14 protein-coding genes and 1 tRNA gene are annotated in these 18,329 nt (G+C 62.1%); 13 read left to right on the top strand and 2 right to left on the bottom strand.

The annotated features are described in order from the left end of the window. The first annotated feature begins 71 nt into the window (after nucleotides 1-71). The 10 genes from MESAU_RS20805 (at nucleotide 72) to MESAU_RS20760 (ending at nucleotide 13,428) form a co-directional block, all read left to right on the top strand. Nucleotides 72-147, top strand: a tRNA-Trp gene (locus MESAU_RS20805). A 359-nt stretch (nucleotides 148-506) separates the two neighbouring features. Continuing rightward, nucleotides 507-710 (top strand): preprotein translocase subunit SecE, encoded by a 204-nt coding sequence (gene secE, locus MESAU_RS20800; protein ID WP_013531408.1) that lies wholly within the window; start codon nucleotides 507-509, stop codon nucleotides 708-710. A 27-nt stretch (nucleotides 711-737) separates the two neighbouring features. Continuing rightward, a complete protein-coding gene (nusG, locus tag MESAU_RS20795; protein WP_015317996.1) occupies nucleotides 738-1,265 on the top strand; it encodes a transcription termination/antitermination protein NusG in 528 nt (175 codons plus the stop codon). 174 nt (nucleotides 1,266-1,439) lie between these two features. Beyond that, nucleotides 1,440-1,868 carry a 50S ribosomal protein L11 gene (gene rplK / locus MESAU_RS20790; protein WP_010909262.1) on the top strand — a complete coding sequence of 143 codons (429 nt, stop codon included), beginning with the start codon at nucleotides 1,440-1,442 and terminating at the stop codon, nucleotides 1,866-1,868. Between the two features lie 4 nt (nucleotides 1,869-1,872). Further along, nucleotides 1,873-2,571, top strand: coding sequence for a 50S ribosomal protein L1 (rplA, locus tag MESAU_RS20785; RefSeq protein WP_015317995.1), 699 nt, complete (start codon nucleotides 1,873-1,875; stop codon nucleotides 2,569-2,571). A gap of 407 nt (nucleotides 2,572-2,978) precedes the next feature. Continuing rightward, nucleotides 2,979-3,497 carry a 50S ribosomal protein L10 gene (gene rplJ / locus MESAU_RS20780; protein WP_015317994.1) on the top strand — a complete coding sequence of 173 codons (519 nt, stop codon included), beginning with the start codon at nucleotides 2,979-2,981 and terminating at the stop codon, nucleotides 3,495-3,497. A gap of 54 nt (nucleotides 3,498-3,551) precedes the next feature. Next, nucleotides 3,552-3,929: a 50S ribosomal protein L7/L12 gene (gene rplL, locus MESAU_RS20775; RefSeq protein WP_015317993.1), complete on the top strand. Its 378-nt coding sequence runs from the start codon at nucleotides 3,552-3,554 to the stop codon at nucleotides 3,927-3,929. Nucleotides 3,930-4,194: 265 nt separating this feature from the next. Continuing rightward, entirely contained in the window at nucleotides 4,195-8,331 is a 4,137-nt protein-coding gene (gene rpoB, locus MESAU_RS20770) for a DNA-directed RNA polymerase subunit beta (RefSeq protein WP_015317992.1), read from the top strand. A gap of 152 nt (nucleotides 8,332-8,483) precedes the next feature. Continuing rightward, entirely contained in the window at nucleotides 8,484-12,680 is a 4,197-nt protein-coding gene (gene rpoC, locus MESAU_RS20765) for a DNA-directed RNA polymerase subunit beta' (RefSeq protein WP_015317991.1), read from the top strand. An 82-nt stretch (nucleotides 12,681-12,762) separates the two neighbouring features. Continuing rightward, entirely contained in the window at nucleotides 12,763-13,428 is a 666-nt protein-coding gene (locus MESAU_RS20760; RefSeq protein ID WP_015317990.1) for an O-methyltransferase, read from the top strand. A gap of 21 nt (nucleotides 13,429-13,449) precedes the next feature. Here MESAU_RS20760 and MESAU_RS20755 read toward each other — a convergent pair whose 3' ends face one another. Together MESAU_RS20755 and MESAU_RS20750 are read right to left on the bottom strand one after the other, a co-directional pair. Beyond that, nucleotides 13,450-14,373, bottom strand: coding sequence for a Gfo/Idh/MocA family protein (locus MESAU_RS20755; RefSeq protein WP_041163842.1), 924 nt, complete (start codon nucleotides 14,371-14,373; stop codon nucleotides 13,450-13,452). Nucleotides 14,374-14,527: 154 nt separating this feature from the next. Next, the gene (locus tag MESAU_RS20750; RefSeq protein ID WP_015317988.1) at nucleotides 14,528-14,809 is read right to left on the bottom strand and encodes a hypothetical protein; all 282 of its coding nucleotides are present in this window, start codon (nucleotides 14,807-14,809) and stop codon (nucleotides 14,528-14,530) included. A gap of 472 nt (nucleotides 14,810-15,281) precedes the next feature. On the opposite strand from MESAU_RS20750, the gene rpsL reads away from it, so the two are divergent. The 3 genes from rpsL to fusA all read left to right on the top strand — a co-directional run bounded on the left by rpsL (nucleotide 15,282) and on the right by fusA (nucleotide 18,318). After that, nucleotides 15,282-15,653, top strand: coding sequence for a 30S ribosomal protein S12 (rpsL, locus tag MESAU_RS20745; RefSeq protein WP_006333356.1), 372 nt, complete (start codon nucleotides 15,282-15,284; stop codon nucleotides 15,651-15,653). 74 nt (nucleotides 15,654-15,727) lie between these two features. Continuing rightward, the gene (gene rpsG / locus MESAU_RS20740; RefSeq protein WP_008875664.1) at nucleotides 15,728-16,198 is read left to right on the top strand and encodes a 30S ribosomal protein S7; all 471 of its coding nucleotides are present in this window, start codon (nucleotides 15,728-15,730) and stop codon (nucleotides 16,196-16,198) included. 29 nt (nucleotides 16,199-16,227) lie between these two features. Then, on the top strand, nucleotides 16,228-18,318 hold the full coding sequence (fusA, locus tag MESAU_RS20735) for an elongation factor G (RefSeq protein WP_015317987.1): 2,091 nt from the start codon (nucleotides 16,228-16,230) through the stop codon (nucleotides 18,316-18,318). Nucleotides 18,319-18,329: the final 11 nt, after the last annotated feature.

Raw genomic sequence — 18,329 nt, 5'->3', positions numbered from 1 at the left:
TTTGCCTGCAAACCGCTCTTTACAGAGCGCGCGGAAGCTTTTAGGAAGCGCCTGCGCCGAAGCGCGCGTGTACGGGCATAGCTCAGTTGGTAGAGCGGCGGTCTCCAAAACCGCAGGTCGTAGGTTCGAGCCCTGCTGCCCGTGCCATTTCCTAAGATGGCATCAAAACGATATTTCGCGGCCAGCCTTTGAAAATCGGCGAGCCGCTTGCCATATTAGCCTGATTGGGGCATAAGGGCGCCATAGCCGGGACGGAACGACTGGATGGTTCCGAGGCGGCGTTTGGTCATAAAGCGGGCACTTGCCACTTGCGTGGATCAAGAATCGGTTTTATGTAGACGAAACAGACACGCGACGCGTGGAGCTGGGAAGCCGGCTTTACGCGTCTGATTTGCATGGGCGAAATGATTGCGCTGATTCGGCGCGAGATTGGGCTCAGGCGGCACGTCCCGGCCAGCGGGATCATCCAGGGGACCCGGCCAACGGGTCTTGAAGACAGGCGGCATATGGCTTCGAAAACCACAAATCCTTTCGTCTTTCTCCAGCAGGTGCGCGCGGAGACAGCCAAGGTGACTTGGCCGTCGCGCCGCGAGACGATGATCTCGACGGTCATGGTCCTGGCCTTTGCTGTGATTGCGATGATTTTCTTCTTCACCGCCGATCAGCTCATGGGCCTCGCGGTCGAGCAGATTCTGGGCATTGGACGCTAAGTCCGGCGATTAGGAGAAGTCGAAAAAATGGCTACGCGCTGGTACATCGTCCACGCCTATTCGAACTTCGAGAAGAAGGTCGCCGAGGACATCGAGAACAAGGCCAAGCAGAAGGGCCTGTCCGCCGATATCGAGCAGATCGTGGTGCCGACCGAAAAGGTCGTCGAGGTTCGTCGCGGCCGCAAGGTCGACGCTGAGCGCAAGTTCTTCCCGGGCTACGTGCTCTTGAAGGCCAACTTGACCGACGCCGTGTTCTCGCTGGTCAAGAACACGCCGAAAGTCACAGGTTTTCTCGGCGACTCCAAGCCGGTGCCGATCACCGAGGCCGAAGCCCAGCGCATCCTGAACCAGGTACAGGAAGGCGTCGAGCGGCCGAAGCCCTCGGTCACTTTCGAGATCGGCGAGGCGATCCGCGTTTCGGATGGTCCCTTCGCGTCGTTCAACGGTTTCGTCCAGGAAGTGGACGAGGAGCGGGCGCGGCTCAAGGTGGAAGTTTCGATCTTCGGGCGCGCCGTGCCCGTCGATCTGGAATTCGGACAGGTCGAAAAGGGCTGATCCGAAATCCCTGATGCCGGTCCGGCGATCAGGGGAGGCGGCGCGGCAACGCGCGGCTTGAGAACGGTGGGAGGCGAAGGCGGCTTTAGCCGGCCGCAAGAACCGCACCACCAGACTGCAACCGCCGGTGTTTCCCAGATCGTGGAGCCGGCATAGACAAAGGCAGGAAAAGAGATGGCTAAGAAAATTGCAGGCCAGCTCAAGCTCCAGGTCTCCGCGGGATCGGCCACGCCGTCTCCCCCGATCGGCCCGGCACTTGGTCAGCGCGGCATCAACATCATGGAGTTCTGCAAGGCGTTCAACGCGCAGACCCAGGAAATGGAAAAGGGATCGCCGGTTCCGGTCGTCATCACCTATTACCAGGACAAGTCGTTCACCTTCGTCATGAAGACGCCCCCGGTGAGCTACTTCCTGAAGAAGGCCGCGAACCTGAAGTCGGGCTCGAAGGAGCCGGGCAAGGTCAAGGCTGGCACGGTTTCGCGCGACAAGGTTCGCGAAATCGCGACCGCCAAGATGAAGGATCTGAACGCGAACGACGTCGAAGCGGCCATGCGCATGGTCGAGGGCTCCGCCCGCTCGATGGGTCTGGAAGTGGTGGGCTAAGATCATGGCAAAGATTGCAAAGCGTGTATCGAAGACCCGTGAAGGCATCGATCCCAACAAGGCTTATGCGCTCGGTGATGCGCTGAAGCTGCTCAAGGATCGTTCCTCGGTCAAGTTCGACGAGACCATCGAAGTGGCCATGAACCTCGGCGTCGACCCGCGTCATGCCGACCAGATGGTTCGCGGCGTGGTCAACCTGCCAAACGGCACCGGCCGCTCGGTCCGTGTCGCCGTGTTCGCCCGTGGCGACAAGGCCGAAGAGGCCAAGGCCGCCGGTGCCGACATCGTCGGTGCCGAGGATCTGGTCGGCATCGTCCAGAAGGGCACGATCGATTTCGATCGCTGCATCGCCACGCCGGACATGATGCCGCTCGTCGGCCGTCTCGGTAAGGTGCTCGGCCCGCGCGGCATGATGCCGAACCCGAAGGTCGGCACCGTCACCACCGATGTCGCCGCGGCCGTCAAGGCTTCGAAGGGCGGCGCGGTCGAGTTCCGTGTCGAGAAGGCCGGCATCGTTCATGCCGGTGTCGGCAAGGTCTCTTTCGACGTTAAGGCGCTGGAAGAGAACGTCCGTGCCTTCGCCGATGCGGTGACCAAGGCAAAGCCGGCTGGCGCCAAGGGCAACTACGTCAAGAAGGTGTCCGTCACCTCGACGATGGGCCCGGGCCTCAAGCTCGACGTCTCGACGCTCGCCGCGTCCTGATTGGATTTGGGTTGGCCTTTCGAAGGCTGATCCGTGACTGAATTCCGGGCCTTGGATTTATCCTGGGCCCGGTACCGGAAGCCGGAAGGCTTCCGGACATCCTGTCCGAGATTGCGGGCGGCCCGAACCTTGATTCAAGAGGAGGGCCTTAATTCATGTGGGCCTGCATGAGACGGGTGAAAACCGGACAACGGAGCAACAAGCTCCAATGAAAGGTTCGAACCGTGTTTGCCTTTTGTCTGCGCATCGCCGGCTTTGCCGTCGATGTGGCGAAAGGGGGCAGGATCCTCGAGCGTCGTTCGGGAGATCCGTTACTGGATGGCCCGGCCGGCAAAAGGCAACCCGACGCCTGTCCTCGAAATGGGAATGTTCCCATTGGCAGGACTGGGGTCAACTGGAGATAGGCAGTGGACAGAGCGGAAAAACGCGAACTCGTCACGGGCCTGAATGATGCGTTTTCGGGCGCGGGTTCAGTCGTCGTGGCCCACTATGCCGGTATCACCGTCGCGCAAATGAACGACCTTCGGTCGAAGATGCGCGCTGCCGGTGGCACCGTTAAAGTCGCGAAGAACCGTCTCGCCAAAATCGCTCTTCAGGGCACGGACTCCGCATCGATCATCGAGCTGTTCAAGGGACAGACGCTGATCGCGTATTCGGAGGATCCGATTGCGGCGCCGAAGGTCGCGTCCGATTTCGCCAAGGGGAATGACAAGCTCGTCATTCTCGGCGGCGCAATGGGCACCACCTCGCTCAACGCCGACGGTGTGAAGGCACTCGCCACACTTCCGTCGCTCGATGAGCTGCGCGCCAGGCTGGTTGGCATGATCGCCACGCCGGCAACCCGGATCGCCCAGATCGTCAATGCGCCAGCGGCCTCGGTCGCGCGCGTCATCGGCGCTTACGCCCGGAAGGACGAGGCGGCATGAGGCCGTTCCTCGCTATCAAAAACACACGTTCGAACCTAACGAAGGAACACAACAATGGCTGATCTGGCAAAGATCGTAGACGACCTTTCGAAGCTGACCGTCCTCGAGGCGGCTGAGCTGTCGAAGCTTCTGGAAGAAAAGTGGGGCGTTTCGGCTGCTGCTCCGGTGGCGGTTGCCGCTGCTGGCGGTGCTGCCGCTGCTGCTGCCCCGGTCGAGGAAAAGACGGAATTCGACGTCGTTCTCACCGAGGCCGGCGCTCAGAAGATCAACGTCATCAAGGAAGTCCGCGCCATCACCGGTCTTGGCCTCAAGGAAGCCAAGGACCTGGTCGAAGCGGCTCCGAAGCCGGTCAAGGAAGGCGTTTCCAAGGCCGACGCTGACAAGTTCAAGGCCCAGCTGGAAGCAGCCGGCGCCAAGGTCGACCTGAAGTAAGCGTAAAAGCGGCGGGCGGCCTCGCGCCGTCCGCCACTCCCTTGGGTGATCAGGGGAGGCTGCGTGACGCGAGATGTACGAAAACCTCTTTCCTGAGGGCCGTAAACCGGCCTTCAGGAAACGGGTTTTCTCCCGTTTTAGCCGGTAACCGCCAAGCAATTGGAGAGGCGGCCGGAGAACAGACAGAGAGCCGCCGCCCAGGTGGCTCAGTATGCAAGACGAACCGCGGCGAGGTTCGTCCCGAGTTTAGAGCTAAGGAGCGACGATGGCCCAGACCCAGACTTTCAATGGCCGCAGACGCGTACGCAAGTTCTTCGGGAAGATCCCGGAAGTTGCGGAGATGCCGAACCTTATCGAGGTTCAGAAGGCATCCTATGACCAGTTCCTGATGGTGGACGAGCCCAAGGGCGGGCGTCCCGACGAAGGACTGCAGGCTGTTTTCAAGTCGGTCTTCCCGATCTCCGATTTTTCCGGCTCCTCCATGCTGGAGTTCGTGAAGTACGAGTTCGAAGGACCGAAATTCGACGTTGACGAATGCCGTCAGCGCGACCTGACCTATGCCGCGCCGCTGAAGGTGACGCTGCGCCTCATCGTGTTCGATATCGACGAGGATACCGGTGCCAAGTCGATCAAGGACATCAAGGAGCAGGACGTCTACATGGGCGACATGCCGCTCATGACCTTGAACGGCACCTTTATCGTCAACGGCACCGAGCGCGTCATCGTCTCGCAGATGCACCGCTCGCCGGGCGTCTTCTTCGACCACGACAAGGGCAAGTCGCACTCGTCGGGCAAGCTTCTGTTTGCCGCCCGTGTGATCCCCTATCGTGGCTCGTGGCTCGACATCGAGTTCGATTCCAAGGACGTCGTGCACGCCCGCATCGACCGTCGCCGCAAGATTCCGGTGACGTCGCTGCTGATGGCGCTTGGCATGGACGGCGAGGAGATCCTGTCGACCTTCTACAATAAGATCACCTACAAGCGCGCCGGCGACCATTGGCGCATTCCCTTCAACGTCGAGCGTTTCCGCGGCCTCAAGGCCGTCGGCGACCTGGTCGATGCCGACACCGGCGAGATCGTCGTCGAGGCGGGCAAGAAGATCACCGCTCGCCAGGCACGCCAGCTCGGCGAAAAGGGTCTCAAGGCGATTAAGGCGACCGACGAGGATCTGCTCGGCAACTACCTGGCCGAGGACATCGTCAACTACGCCACCGGCGAAATTTTCCTCGAGGCCGGCGACGAGATCGACGACAAGACGCTCAAGGTGCTGCTCGGCACCGGCGAGCAGGAGATCCAGGTCCTCGACATCGACCATGTCAATGTCGGCGCCTATATCCGCAACACGCTCGCCGTCGACAAGAACGAGAGCCGCCAGGACGCGCTGTTCGACATCTACCGTGTCATGCGCCCGGGCGAGCCGCCGACGCTCGAGACCGCCGAAGCCATGTTCAACTCGCTGTTCTTCGACAGCGAGCGCTACGACCTGTCCGCCGTCGGCCGCGTCAAGATGAACATGCGCCTCGAGCTCAAGGCCGAGGACACCGTGCGCGTGCTGCGCAAGGACGACATCCTGGCCGTGGTCAGGACGCTGGTCGAACTGCGTGACGGCAAGGGCGAGATCGACGACATCGACAATCTCGGCAACCGCCGTGTGCGTTCGGTCGGCGAGCTGATGGAGAACCAGTACCGCGTCGGCCTGCTGCGCATGGAGCGCGCGATCAAGGAACGCATGTCCTCGATCGAGATCGACACGGTCATGCCGCAGGACCTGATCAACGCCAAGCCGGCGGCCGCCGCCGTGCGCGAGTTCTTCGGTTCCTCACAGCTGTCGCAGTTCATGGACCAGACCAACCCGCTGTCGGAGATCACCCACAAGCGTCGTCTCTCGGCGCTTGGGCCGGGCGGTCTGACCCGCGAGCGTGCCGGCTTCGAAGTGCGCGACGTGCACCCGACGCATTACGGCCGTATCTGCCCGATCGAGACGCCGGAAGGCCCGAATATCGGTCTGATCAACTCGCTGGCGACCTTCGCGCGCGTCAACAAGTACGGCTTCATCGAAAGCCCGTACCGCAAGATCGTTGACGGCAAGCTGACCAATGACGTCGTCTATCTCTCGGCGATGGAAGAGGCCAAGCACCATGTCGCGCAGGCCAACGCCGAGCTCGACAAGAATGGCGGCTTCGTCGACGAGTTCGTCATTTGCCGCAGCGCCGGCGAAGTGATGATGGCGCCGCGCGAAAACGTCGACCTGATGGACGTGTCGCCCAAGCAGATGGTGTCTGTTGCCGCGGCGCTCATCCCGTTCCTCGAGAACGACGACGCCAACCGCGCTCTGATGGGCTCGAACATGCAGCGCCAGGCCGTGCCGCTGGTGCGCGCCGAGGCGCCGTTCGTCGGCACCGGCATGGAGCCGATCGTCGCCCGTGACTCGGGCGCCGCCATCGGCGCGCGTCGTGGCGGCATCGTCGACCAGGTGGACGCGACGCGTATCGTTATCCGCGCCACCGAGGATCTCGATCCGGGCAAGTCCGGCGTCGACATCTACCGGCTGATGAAGTTCCAGCGCTCGAACCAGAACACCTGCATCAACCAGCGTCCGCTGGTGCGCATGGGTGACCGGGTCAACAAGGGCGACATCATCGCCGACGGTCCGTCGACCGAGCTTGGTGATCTGGCGCTCGGCCGCAACGTGCTGGTCGCGTTCATGCCGTGGAACGGCTACAACTACGAGGACTCGATCCTGCTCTCCGAGCGTATCGTGGCCGACGACGTCTTCACCTCGATCCACATCGAGGAGTTCGAGGTCATGGCGCGCGATACCAAGCTCGGTCCGGAGGAAATCACGCGCGATATTCCAAACGTCTCGGAAGAAGCGCTGAAGAACCTCGACGAAGCCGGCATCGTCTATATCGGTGCGGAAGTGCAGCCGGGCGACATCCTGGTCGGCAAGATCACGCCGAAGGGCGAGAGCCCGATGACGCCGGAAGAGAAGCTTCTGCGCGCCATCTTCGGCGAAAAGGCTTCCGACGTGCGCGACACTTCGATGCGCATGCCTCCGGGCACTTTCGGCACCGTCGTCGAGGTGCGCGTGTTCAATCGCCACGGTGTGGAGAAGGACGAGCGCGCCATGGCGATCGAGCGCGAGGAGATCGAACGCCTCGCCAAGGATCGCGACGACGAGCAGGCCATTCTGGACCGTAACGTCTATGCGCGTCTTTCCGACGTTCTCGTCGGCAAGGAAGCGATCGCTGGACCGAAGGGCTTCAAGAAGGGCTCGACGCTGTCCAAGGACACGCTCGACGAGTATCCGCGTTCGCAGTGGTGGCAGTTTGCGGTGGAGAACGAAAAGCTCCAGAGCGAACTGGAAGCCCTGCGTGGCCAGTACGACGATTCCAAGAAGGCGCTCGAACAGCGCTTCATGGACAAGGTCGAGAAGGTGCAGCGCGGCGACGAAATGCCTCCGGGCGTCATGAAGATGGTCAAGGTCTTCGTGGCGGTGAAGCGCAAGATGCAGCCCGGCGACAAGATGGCCGGCCGTCACGGCAACAAGGGTGTCGTGTCGCGTATCGTTCCGGTCGAGGACATGCCTTTCCTCGAGGACGGCACGCATGCCGATATCGTGCTCAACCCGCTGGGTGTGCCGAGCCGCATGAATGTCGGCCAGATCCTGGAAACGCATCTGGGCTGGGCCTGCGCTGGCATGGGCAGGAAGATCGGCGAGCTTATCGATGCGTACAAGACAGCCGGCGACATCAAGCCGCTGCGCAAGACGCTCGAGAGCTTCATGCCGGCCAACGACCGCAACGAGCCGGTTCGCGAATATGACGACGAGAGCATCGTTCGCCTGAGCGAGCAGATGCGCCGCGGCGTCTCCATCGCGACCCCGGTGTTCGACGGCGCGCATGAGGCTGACATCAACATCATGCTGGAGCAGGCGGGCCTGCACACCAGCGGTCAGTCGCAGCTCTATGACGGACGCACCGGCGAGCCGTTCGATCGCAAGGTGACGATGGGCTATATCTACATGCTCAAGCTTCACCACCTCGTGGACGACAAGATCCACGCGCGTTCGATCGGTCCGTACTCGCTCGTCACCCAGCAGCCGCTGGGCGGCAAGGCGCAGTTCGGCGGCCAGCGCTTCGGCGAGATGGAGGTCTGGGCACTGGAAGCCTACGGCGCCGCTTACACGCTGCAGGAAATGCTGACGGTGAAGTCGGACGACGTCGCCGGCCGCACCAAGGTCTACGAGGCGATCGTGCGTGGCGACGACACGTTCGAGGCAGGCATTCCCGAGAGCTTCAACGTGCTCGTCAAGGAAATGCGGTCTCTCGGCCTCAATGTCGAGCTCGAGAACACCAAGCTCGACGACAACCCGATCCGGCTGCCCGATGCTGCCGAATAGGGGCGCGGCCGAGTAAACAAGACATCCGGGCGCGGGAGAGGGCTCTCGCGACCGGATGCACCAATTCTTCGGCCGGTGGGCCGACCACTCAGCGGGCATTCGGCCCGCGTTAGATGCAAGGGGTTTTCGAGGACCCCGAAAAGGAGAACGGCATGAACCAAGAGGTCATGAATCTCTTCAATCCGCAGGCGCCTGCGCAGGTGTTCGATTCCATCCGGATTTCGCTTGCCAGCCCTGAGAAGATTCTGTCCTGGTCGTTCGGCGAGATCAAGAAGCCGGAGACCATCAACTACCGCACCTTCAAGCCGGAGCGTGACGGTCTGTTCTGCGCGCGCATTTTTGGCCCGATCAAGGACTATGAATGCCTGTGCGGCAAGTACAAGCGCATGAAGTACAAGGGCGTGATCTGCGAGAAGTGCGGCGTCGAAGTCACGCTGTCGCGCGTCCGCCGCGAGCGCATGGGCCATATCGAGCTGGCGGCTCCCGTCGCTCACATCTGGTTCCTGAAGTCGCTGCCCTCGCGCATAGGCACGCTGCTCGACATGACGCTGAAGGACATCGAGCGCGTCCTCTACTTCGAGAACTACATCGTCACCGAGCCTGGCCTCACCGCGCTGAAGGAGCACCAGCTGCTCAGCGAGGAAGAGTACATGATCGCCGTCGACGAATATGGCGAGGATAGTTTCACCGCCATGATCGGCGCCGAGGCCATTCATGACCTTCTGGCCGGCATGGACCTGGAGAAGATCGCCGGCGACCTGCGTTCGGAACTGGCATCGACCACGTCCGAGCTGAAGCAGAAAAAGTATCTGAAGCGGCTCAAGGTCGTCGAGAACTTCATGGAATCCGGCAACCGTCCGGAATGGATGATCATGAAGGTGGTTCCGGTGATCCCGCCGGACCTGCGCCCGCTCGTCCCGCTGGACGGCGGTCGTTTCGCGACGTCCGATCTGAACGATCTCTACCGCCGCGTCATCAACCGCAACAACCGCCTGAAGCGGCTGATCGAGCTGCGGGCGCCGGGCATCATCGTGCGCAATGAAAAGCGCATGCTGCAGGAAGCCGTCGATGCGCTGTTCGACAACGGCCGTCGCGGCCGCGTCATCACCGGCGCCAACAAGCGTCCGCTGAAGTCGCTGTCCGACATGCTCAAGGGCAAGCAGGGCCGGTTCCGTCAGAACCTGCTCGGCAAGCGCGTCGACTATTCCGGACGCTCGGTCATCGTCACCGGTCCGGAGCTCAAGCTGCACCAGTGCGGCCTGCCGAAGAAGATGGCGCTCGAACTGTTCAAGCCCTTCATCTACGCCCGTCTCGACGCCAAGGGTTACTCCTCGACCGTCAAGCAGGCCAAGAAGCTGGTCGAGAAGGAGCGTCCGGAAGTCTGGGATATCCTCGATGAGGTCATCCGCGAGCATCCGGTGCTGCTCAACCGCGCGCCGACGCTGCACCGCCTGGGCATCCAGGCGTTCGAGCCGATCCTGATCGAAGGCAAGGCGATCCAGCTTCACCCGCTGGTCTGCACGGCCTTCAACGCCGACTTCGACGGCGACCAGATGGCCGTTCACGTGCCGCTGTCGCTGGAAGCGCAGTTGGAAGCCCGCGTGCTGATGATGTCGACCAACAACATCCTGCACCCGGCTTCCGGCGCGCCGATCATCGTGCCGTCGCAGGACATGGTCCTGGGTCTCTACTACCTCTCGATCGTCAACCAGAACGAGCCGGGCGAAGGCATGGTGTTTGCCGACATGGGCGAACTCCAGCACGCGCTCGAGACCAAGGCCGTGACCCTGCATGCCAAGATCAAGGGCCGCTTCCGCACGGTCGACGCCGAAGGCAAGGTCGTGTCGAAGATCCATGACACCACGCCTGGCCGCATGATCATCGGCGAGCTTCTGCCGAAGAACGTCAACGTGCCCTATGAGACCGCCAACCAGGAGATGACCAAGAAGAACATCTCCAAGATGATCGACACCGTCTACCGCCATTGCGGTCAGAAGGAGACGGTCATTTTCTGCGACCGCATCATGGCGCTCGGCTTTGCCCATGCCTGCCGTGCCGGCATTTCGTTCGGCAAGGACGACATGCTGATCCCGGACACCAAGATCAAGCTGGTGTCGGACACCGAGGCTTTGGCCAAGGAGTACGAGCAGCAGTACAATGACGGCCTGATCACGCAGGGCGAGAAGTACAATAAGGTCGTCGACGCCTGGGCCAAGTGCTCGGAAAAGGTCGCCGACGAAATGATGGCCCGCATCAAGGCGGTCGAGTTCGAGGACAACGGCCGTCAGAAGCCGATGAACTCGATCTACATGATGTCGCACTCCGGTGCGCGCGGCTCGCCCACCCAGATGCGCCAACTCGCTGGCATGCGCGGCCTGATGGCCAAGCCGTCGGGTGAAATCATCGAGACGCCGATCATCTCGAACTTCAAGGAAGGCCTGACCGTGCTCGAGTACTTCAACTCGACCCACGGCGCCCGCAAGGGTCTGGCCGATACCGCCTTGAAGACGGCGAACTCGGGTTACCTCACCCGTCGTCTGGTCGACGTGGCGCAGGACTGCATCGTCAACTCCGTGGATTGCGGCACCGACAAGGGCCTCACCATGCAGCCGATCGTCGATGCCGGTCAGGTCGTTGCTTCGGTCGGCCAGCGCGTGCTGGGCCGTACATCCCTCGACGACATCACCCATCCGGTGTCGGGCGAGGTTCTGGTCAAGGCCGGAACGCTGATGGACGAGCGTGACGTCGAGCAGATCGAAAAGGCCGGCGTGCAGTCGGTCCGCATCCGCTCGGCCCTGACCTGCGAAGTCAGGATCGGCGTCTGCGCGGTCTGCTACGGACGCGATCTGGCCCGCGGCACCCCGGTCAACCAGGGCGAAGCCGTCGGCGTCATCGCGGCGCAGTCGATCGGCGAGCCGGGCACGCAGCTCACCATGCGTACCTTCCACATGGGCGGTACGGCGCAGGTGGTGGATAGCTCGTTCCTTGAAGCCTCCTATGAGGGCAAGGTCGAGATCCGCAACCGCAACGTGGTGCGCAACTCGGACGGCCAGCAGATGGTCATGGGCCGCAACATGGCGGTTCTGATCCTCGACGAAGCCGGCAAGGAGCGCGCCACGCACCGTGTCACCTATGGTTCGCGCATCTTCGTGGACGATGGCGACAAGGTGAAGCGCGGTCAGCGTATCGCCGAGTGGGATCCCTATACCCGTCCTGTCCTCACTGAAATCGAGGGCAAGGTGTCGTATGAGGATCTGGTCGACGGCATTTCCGTTCAGGAAACGGCCGACGAGTCGACCGGCATCACCAAGCGTGAGGTCATCGACTGGCGTTCGACGCCGCGTGGCAACGACCTCAAGCCCGCGATTGCCATCCTGGACACCAAGGGCAAGGTCGGCAAGCTGTCGAAGGGTGGCGACGCCCGCTTCCTGCTCTCGGTCGAGGCCATTCTCTCGGTCGAGCCGGGTGCTCAGGTTCGCCCCGGCGACGTGCTGGCGCGTATCCCGATGGAAAGCGCCAAGACCAAGGACATCACCGGCGGTCTGCCGCGTGTTGCCGAACTGTTCGAGGCACGTCGTCCGAAGGATCACGCCATCATCGCCGAGATCGATGGCACGATCCGCTTCGGCCGCGACTATAAGAACAAGCGCCGTATTATCATCGAGCCGCATGACTCGACGCTCGAGCCGGTCGAGTACCTGATCCCGAAGGGCAAGCCGTTCCATCTCCAGGACGGCGACGTCATCGAGAAGGGCGACTACATCCTCGACGGCAATCCGGCGCCGCACGACATCCTGGCGATCAAGGGCGTGGAGGCACTTGCTTCCTACCTCGTCAACGAGATCCAGGAAGTCTACCGCCTGCAGGGCGTCTCGATCAACGACAAGCACATCGAGGTGATCGTTCGCCAGATGCTGCAGAAGGTCGAGATCACGGTGCAGGGCGACTCGACCTATATCCCGGGCGACCACGTCGACGTGATCGAACTGGAAGAGGTCAACGAGCGCCTGGTCGAGGACGGCAAGAAGCCGGCCGAAGGCCAGCCGGTGCTCTTGGGCATCACCAAGGCGTCGCTGCAGACGCCGTCCTTCATCTCGGCCGCCTCCTTCCAGGAGACGACCAGGGTGCTGACGGAAGCCGCGGTTGCCGGCAAGACCGACATGCTGCAGGGCTTGAAGGAAAACGTCATCGTCGGCCGGCTGATCCCCGCCGGCACCGGCGGCACGATGAGCCAGATCCGGCGCATCGCCACCTCGCGCGACGAACTGATCATCGACGAGCGCCGCAAGGCCTCCGGTGTGGAAGTCGCCGAGCCGATGCTGGCGGACATGACAACCGCCGCGCAGTAGGCGCGGCGGCAAAAATCTCAGGCAACAGAAGCCGTCGGGGCAACCCGGCGGCTTTTTCATTTTTGCGATCGGAGGAAAGCGGATGAACACGAAGACCTGGACGGCTGTCGATGACTACATCGTTTCTTCTCTCTTCGAGGCGGATCCCGTTCTCGACGCGGTTCTGGCGGCCAACCGCCGCCAGGGCCTGCCGGCGATCGACGTCTCGGCGGCGCAAGGAAAGCTGCTCTCGCTGCTGGTGCGCATCAGCGGCGCGAAGAAGGTGCTCGAGATCGGCACGCTGGGTGGCTATTCGACCATCTGGATGGCGCGGGGATTGCCTGCTGACGGCAAGGTCGTGACACTCGAACTCGATCCGCACCATGCCAAGGTCGCGCGTTCGAATTTGGAGCGGGCAGGGGTTGCGGACCGTGTGGAACTGCGTGTCGGTTCGGCGCTCCAGTCGCTCACAGAACTGGGCGGCGAGAATGCCGGCCCGTTCGATCTCGTCTTCATCGACGCGGACAAGCCGAACAACCCGAACTATCTGGCCTGCGCCTTGCGGCTGTCGCGGTCAGGAACGGTCATCGTCTGCGACAACGTCATCCGCGATGGTGCCGTTCTGGATGAAGATGGACGCGATGCCAATGTCGAGGGCGCCCGCGCGGCATTTTCATTCATCGGTGGCGACAAACGGCTGGACGGCACCGCCATCCAGACGGTGGGCGCCAAGGGCTATGACGGGTTTGCGATTGCGGTTGTCGACTGATGCCAAGGCGGCCCGGCGACCTCAGTCGAAAAACGCCTCGACCACGTTGCGCTTGCCGAGCATGAAGGCGTCGGCAACGTGCTGGAGCGGCGCAAGGTCCACATCTGACGTCTCGGCGTGCACGATTTCGGCGAAGCGCCGGTAGAGCATCGGATATTCCGCTTCCGGCTCCTCGTGTACGATATTGCCATCGACGGCGAGCTTCGAGCCGCCACCCGAGAGCACCATCTGTCCGGCATCCGTATCGGCCAGGATGTCCCAACTCTGCGGTCCGGTCTGCAACCAGTCGAGATCCATCGTCACATCCGATCCGTTCGCTGCCCGGAACGCGACCTGGGCCGCGATCGGCGCGTCACGGTTCACCGGAAAGTCGAGCACGGCCGAAGTGATGTACATGGCCGGCAGGATGTAGGTTGCGATCGACAGCGCGTTGATGCCGGGATCGAAGACGCCGAAGCCGCCAGGCTGCCAGATCCAGTCCTGGTTTGGGTGCCAGCGGCGTACATCTTCCTTCCAGACGATCGCCGCCGATTTGATGTTGGTCGAAGCGAGGAATATCCGCGCCGCTTCGACCGCCGGCGCGTAGCGCGAATGCCAGCTTGCGAACAGTGAGACGCCTTGTTTCGCCGCGAGCGCCTTCAGGTCCTCGACCTCGCTGACCGTGGCACCGGGCGGCTTTTCCAGGAAAACGTGCTTTCCAGCCTCGAGCGCCTTGCGCGCGGCTTCATAGCGGAACTGCGGCGGCATGCACAGCGACACTGCATCGAGTTCGGGGACCACGCCAAGCATCGTCTCGATGTCGGGGAAATTCACAATGCCATCGACCTTGCCGTGCCGGCTGGCCGCCGCGATCAGCTGGTAATCCCGATCCTTGGCCAGGGCGGGAAGGTGTTGGTCGCGGACGATCTTGCCGACGCCGACAATGCCGATTCTGATGGGCGAGATGGATGAGGACATGAGGCTCCGCCGGGTTTGGACGACTGCGCGTCTCTTAGCAGATCGGCCATGACGGGCAAGCGTCGGCCGTGCCGGCTATCCGAACGAATCGCGTCACGGCAAGGAGGGCAAGGAAGGACACCGCGCCCATGACACGCCATGATCAGATCGGCGCGTCGAAGGTGACGATCGACACTTCGCCTTCGAGAGCGCCCTGGTAGGCCGACAGATGCGGCTCGTCGTCGGGCACCCCGTCCATATCGCCGATCTGGTCGAGCTCGGCTTCGGCATAGCCTTCCGCCGCCAGCGATTCGAGGGCGCGTCGCACCGCCGAATCGTCATCAGGAGCGACCAGCATGACATGCACGCCTTCCACCTTGCCGCCTTTGCGCTTCCACACCCGGCCGGTGATGATGGTGACCGGGCGTTCTTCATTGTCGTTCACGGCTGATTCCTCCTGGCAAGCGCGGGCGAGGGGATGTTGATGCTCAGGCCGCCTTTTCGCATGAAGCATGGGCGCGCAAAAGCCAAAAGCCGGTCACTTTCTTCCTCGGCATTGCAAAATCGCGAAAGAAAATTACATGCGGTTTTCGCATGGCTGCCAAGTCCCGGCTTCGATGCAATATTTGCCACTGCGGGCTTGACGGTTCGCGGGCTTACGAGTAGAAGCCGCCCAGTCAGAACCGATGTGAGGCTCTCCCTTCCGAAGCGACACGCTTTGGAGTTTGCCTCAAACAGGGTTCGTTTTACGAGCGAAAAGACATTTCCGGCGTGCACGAAGCGGTTTCCGCTTCCTCTGCGATTTGTTCGGGCAAGACCGCGAGGCGCGGTTTGTGGCCCGAATTTGCGTATGGAAATGACGCTTTGAGCGAGCCTTGACCGGCACGAGACACGGAATTGAGAGACAAGAGGGTTTAATGCCTACCGTCAACCAGCTGATCCGCAAGCCGCGCATTGCGCCGGTGAAGCGCAACAAGGTCCCGGCCATGCAGCAGAACCCGCAGAAGCGGGGCGTCTGCACGCGCGTCTATACAACGACGCCGAAGAAGCCGAACTCGGCGCTGCGCAAGGTGGCCAAGATCCGCCTGACCAATGGTTTTGAAGTGATCGGTTACATCCCCGGCGAAGGTCACAACCTTCAGGAGCACTCCGTGGTCATGATCCGCGGCGGCCGCGTCAAGGATCTTCCGGGCGTGCGCTACCACATCATCCGCGGCGTGCTCGACACGCAGGGTGTGAAGAACCGCAAGCAGCGCCGTTCGAAGTACGGCGCCAAGCGTCCGAAGTAAGGCGTCCGAAGTAAGATTTTTCGGCCTTGGTGCTGCTTGAATGCGCCGGGCTACGAGATTGAGAGACAAAAGCCATGTCGCGTCGTCACAGTGCAGAAAAGCGTGAGATCAACCCGGATCCCAAGTTCGGCGATCTGATCGTCACCAAGTTCATGAATGCCGTCATGTATGACGGCAAGAAGTCGGTTGCCGAGACCATCGTCTACGGAGCGCTGGACCAGGTCCAGTCGAAGACCAAGCAGGAGCCGGTCACCGTCTTCCATCAGGCGCTCGACAATGTCGCGCCGCATGTGGAAGTGCGTTCGCGTCGCGTCGGCGGCGCCACCTACCAGGTTCCGGTCGACGTGCGCCCCGAGCGCCGCCAGGCGCTGGCGATCCGTTGGCTGATCGCCGCGGCCCGCAACCGCAACGAGACCACCATGGTCGACCGCCTCTCCGGCGAGCTGATGGACGCGGCCAACAACCGCGGCACCGCCGTGAAGAAGCGTGAAGACACCCACAAGATGGCAGAAGCCAACCGCGCTTTCGCGCACTACCGCTGGTAAAGCGCGAACGAGACTGAGAGGCAGCTACGATGGCCCGCGAATACAAAATCGAAGACTACCGCAATTTCGGTATCATGGCGCATATTGACGCCGGCAAGACGACGACCACCGAGCGCGTCCTCTATTACACGGGCAAGTCGCACAAGATCGGCGAAGTGCACGACGGCGCTGCCACCATGGATTGGATGGAGCAGGAGCAGGAGCGCGGCATCACCATCACGTCCGCCGCGACCACGACCTTCTGGAAGGCTCGTGACGGCAAGATGCACCGCTTCAACATCATCGACACCCCCGGACACGTCGACTTCACCATCGAAGTCGAGCGTTCGCTGCGCGTGCTTGACGGCGCCATTGCGCTGCTCGATGCCAATGCCGGTGTCGAGCCGCAGACGGAAACCGTCTGGCGCCAGGCGGACAAGTACCGCGTTCCGCGCATGATCTTCTGCAACAAGATGGACAAGATCGGCGCCGACTTCTACCGCTCGGTCGAAATGATCGGTTCGCGCCTCGGGGCGCATGCCGTCGTCATGCAGCTGCCGATCGGCGCCGAGACCGAATTCAAGGGCGTCGTCGACCTGGTCGAGATGAATGCACTGGTCTGGCGCGACGAGACGCTGGGCGCTGCCTGGGACGTCGTCGAGATCCCGGCCGACCTTCAGGCTCGTGCGGAAGAATATCGCGAGAAGATGATCGAAGCCGCCGTCGAAATGGACGAGACGGCGCTTGAGAATTACCTCGAAGGCAAGATGCCGTCGAATGACGAGATCCGCGCGCTGATCCGCAAGGGCACCATCGCGGTGAAGTTCTATCCGATGTTCTGCGGCTCGGCCTTCAAGAACAAGGGCGTGCAGCCGCTGCTCGACGCCGTCGTCGAATACCTGCCGTCGCCGGCCGATGTTCCGGCCATCAAGGGCGTCGATGCCAAGACCGATGCCGAGATCGAACGTCACGCCGACGACAACGAGCCGCTTTCGATGCTCGCCTTCAAGATCATGAACGACCCGTTCGTCGGTTCGTTGACCTTTGCCCGCATCTACTCGGGCAAGCTCACCAAGGGCATCTCGGTTGACAACACCGTGAAGGGCAAGAAGGAGCGCATTGGCCGCATGCTTCAGATGCATGCGAACTCGCGCGCCGACGTCGAAGAGGCTTTTGCCGGCGACATCGTCGCCCTGGCCGGCCTCAAGGACACCACCACCGGCGATACGCTGAGCGATCCGCTGCACCCGGTCATCCTCGAGCGCATGGAATTCCCCGATCCGGTCATCCAGATCGCCATCGAGCCGAAGACCAAGAACGACCAGGAAAAGATGGGTCTCGCCCTTCATCGCCTGGCCGCCGAGGATCCCTCCTTCCGCGTCAAGACCGACGAAGAATCCGGCCAGACCATCATTTCCGGCATGGGCGAGCTTCACCTCGACATCATCGTCGACCGCATGCGCCGCGAGTTCAAGGTGGAAGCCAACGTCGGTGCGCCGCAGGTGGCTTACCGCGAAACGATCACCCGCAAGCACGAGCAGGACTACACGCACAAGAAGCAGACCGGCGGTACCGGTCAGTTCGCCCGCGTCAAGATCCTGTTCGAGCCGAACCCGGAAAGCCCCGAGTTCGAGTTCGATACCAAGATCGTCGGCGGTGCGGTTCCGAAGGAATACATCCCGGGTGTCGAAAAGGGCATCAACAGCGTCATGTCGTCGGGTCCGTTCGCGGGCTTCCCGATGATCGGCGTCAAGGCGACGCTCATCGACGGCGCATACCACGACGTCGACTCCTCGGTGCTCGCCTTCGAAATCGCCGGCCGTGCCTGCTTCCGTGAAGCCGCGCCCAAGCTCGGCGTACAGCTGCTCGAGCCGATCATGAAGGTCGAGGTCGTCACGCCGGAAGATTACGTCGGCAGCGTCATCGGTGACCTGAATGGCCGTCGCGGCCAGATCCAGGGCCAGGAAGCACGTGGCGTCGCGGTGGTTATCAACGCGATGGTGCCGCTCGCCAACATGTTCAAGTATGTCGACAACCTGCGCTCGATGAGCCAGGGCCGCGCGGCCTACACGATGCAGTTCGATCACTACGAGCCTGTGCCGACTGCGGTCGCCCAGGAAGTCCAGAAGAAATACGCGTAACCCCGACGGGT

Source organism: Mesorhizobium australicum WSM2073, assembly GCF_000230995.2.
GTDB classification, from domain to species: Bacteria; Pseudomonadota; Alphaproteobacteria; order Rhizobiales; family Rhizobiaceae; genus Mesorhizobium; species Mesorhizobium australicum.
The sequence above is the reverse complement of the archived record's forward strand: the minus strand, read 5'-3'. Positions and strand labels throughout refer to the sequence as shown.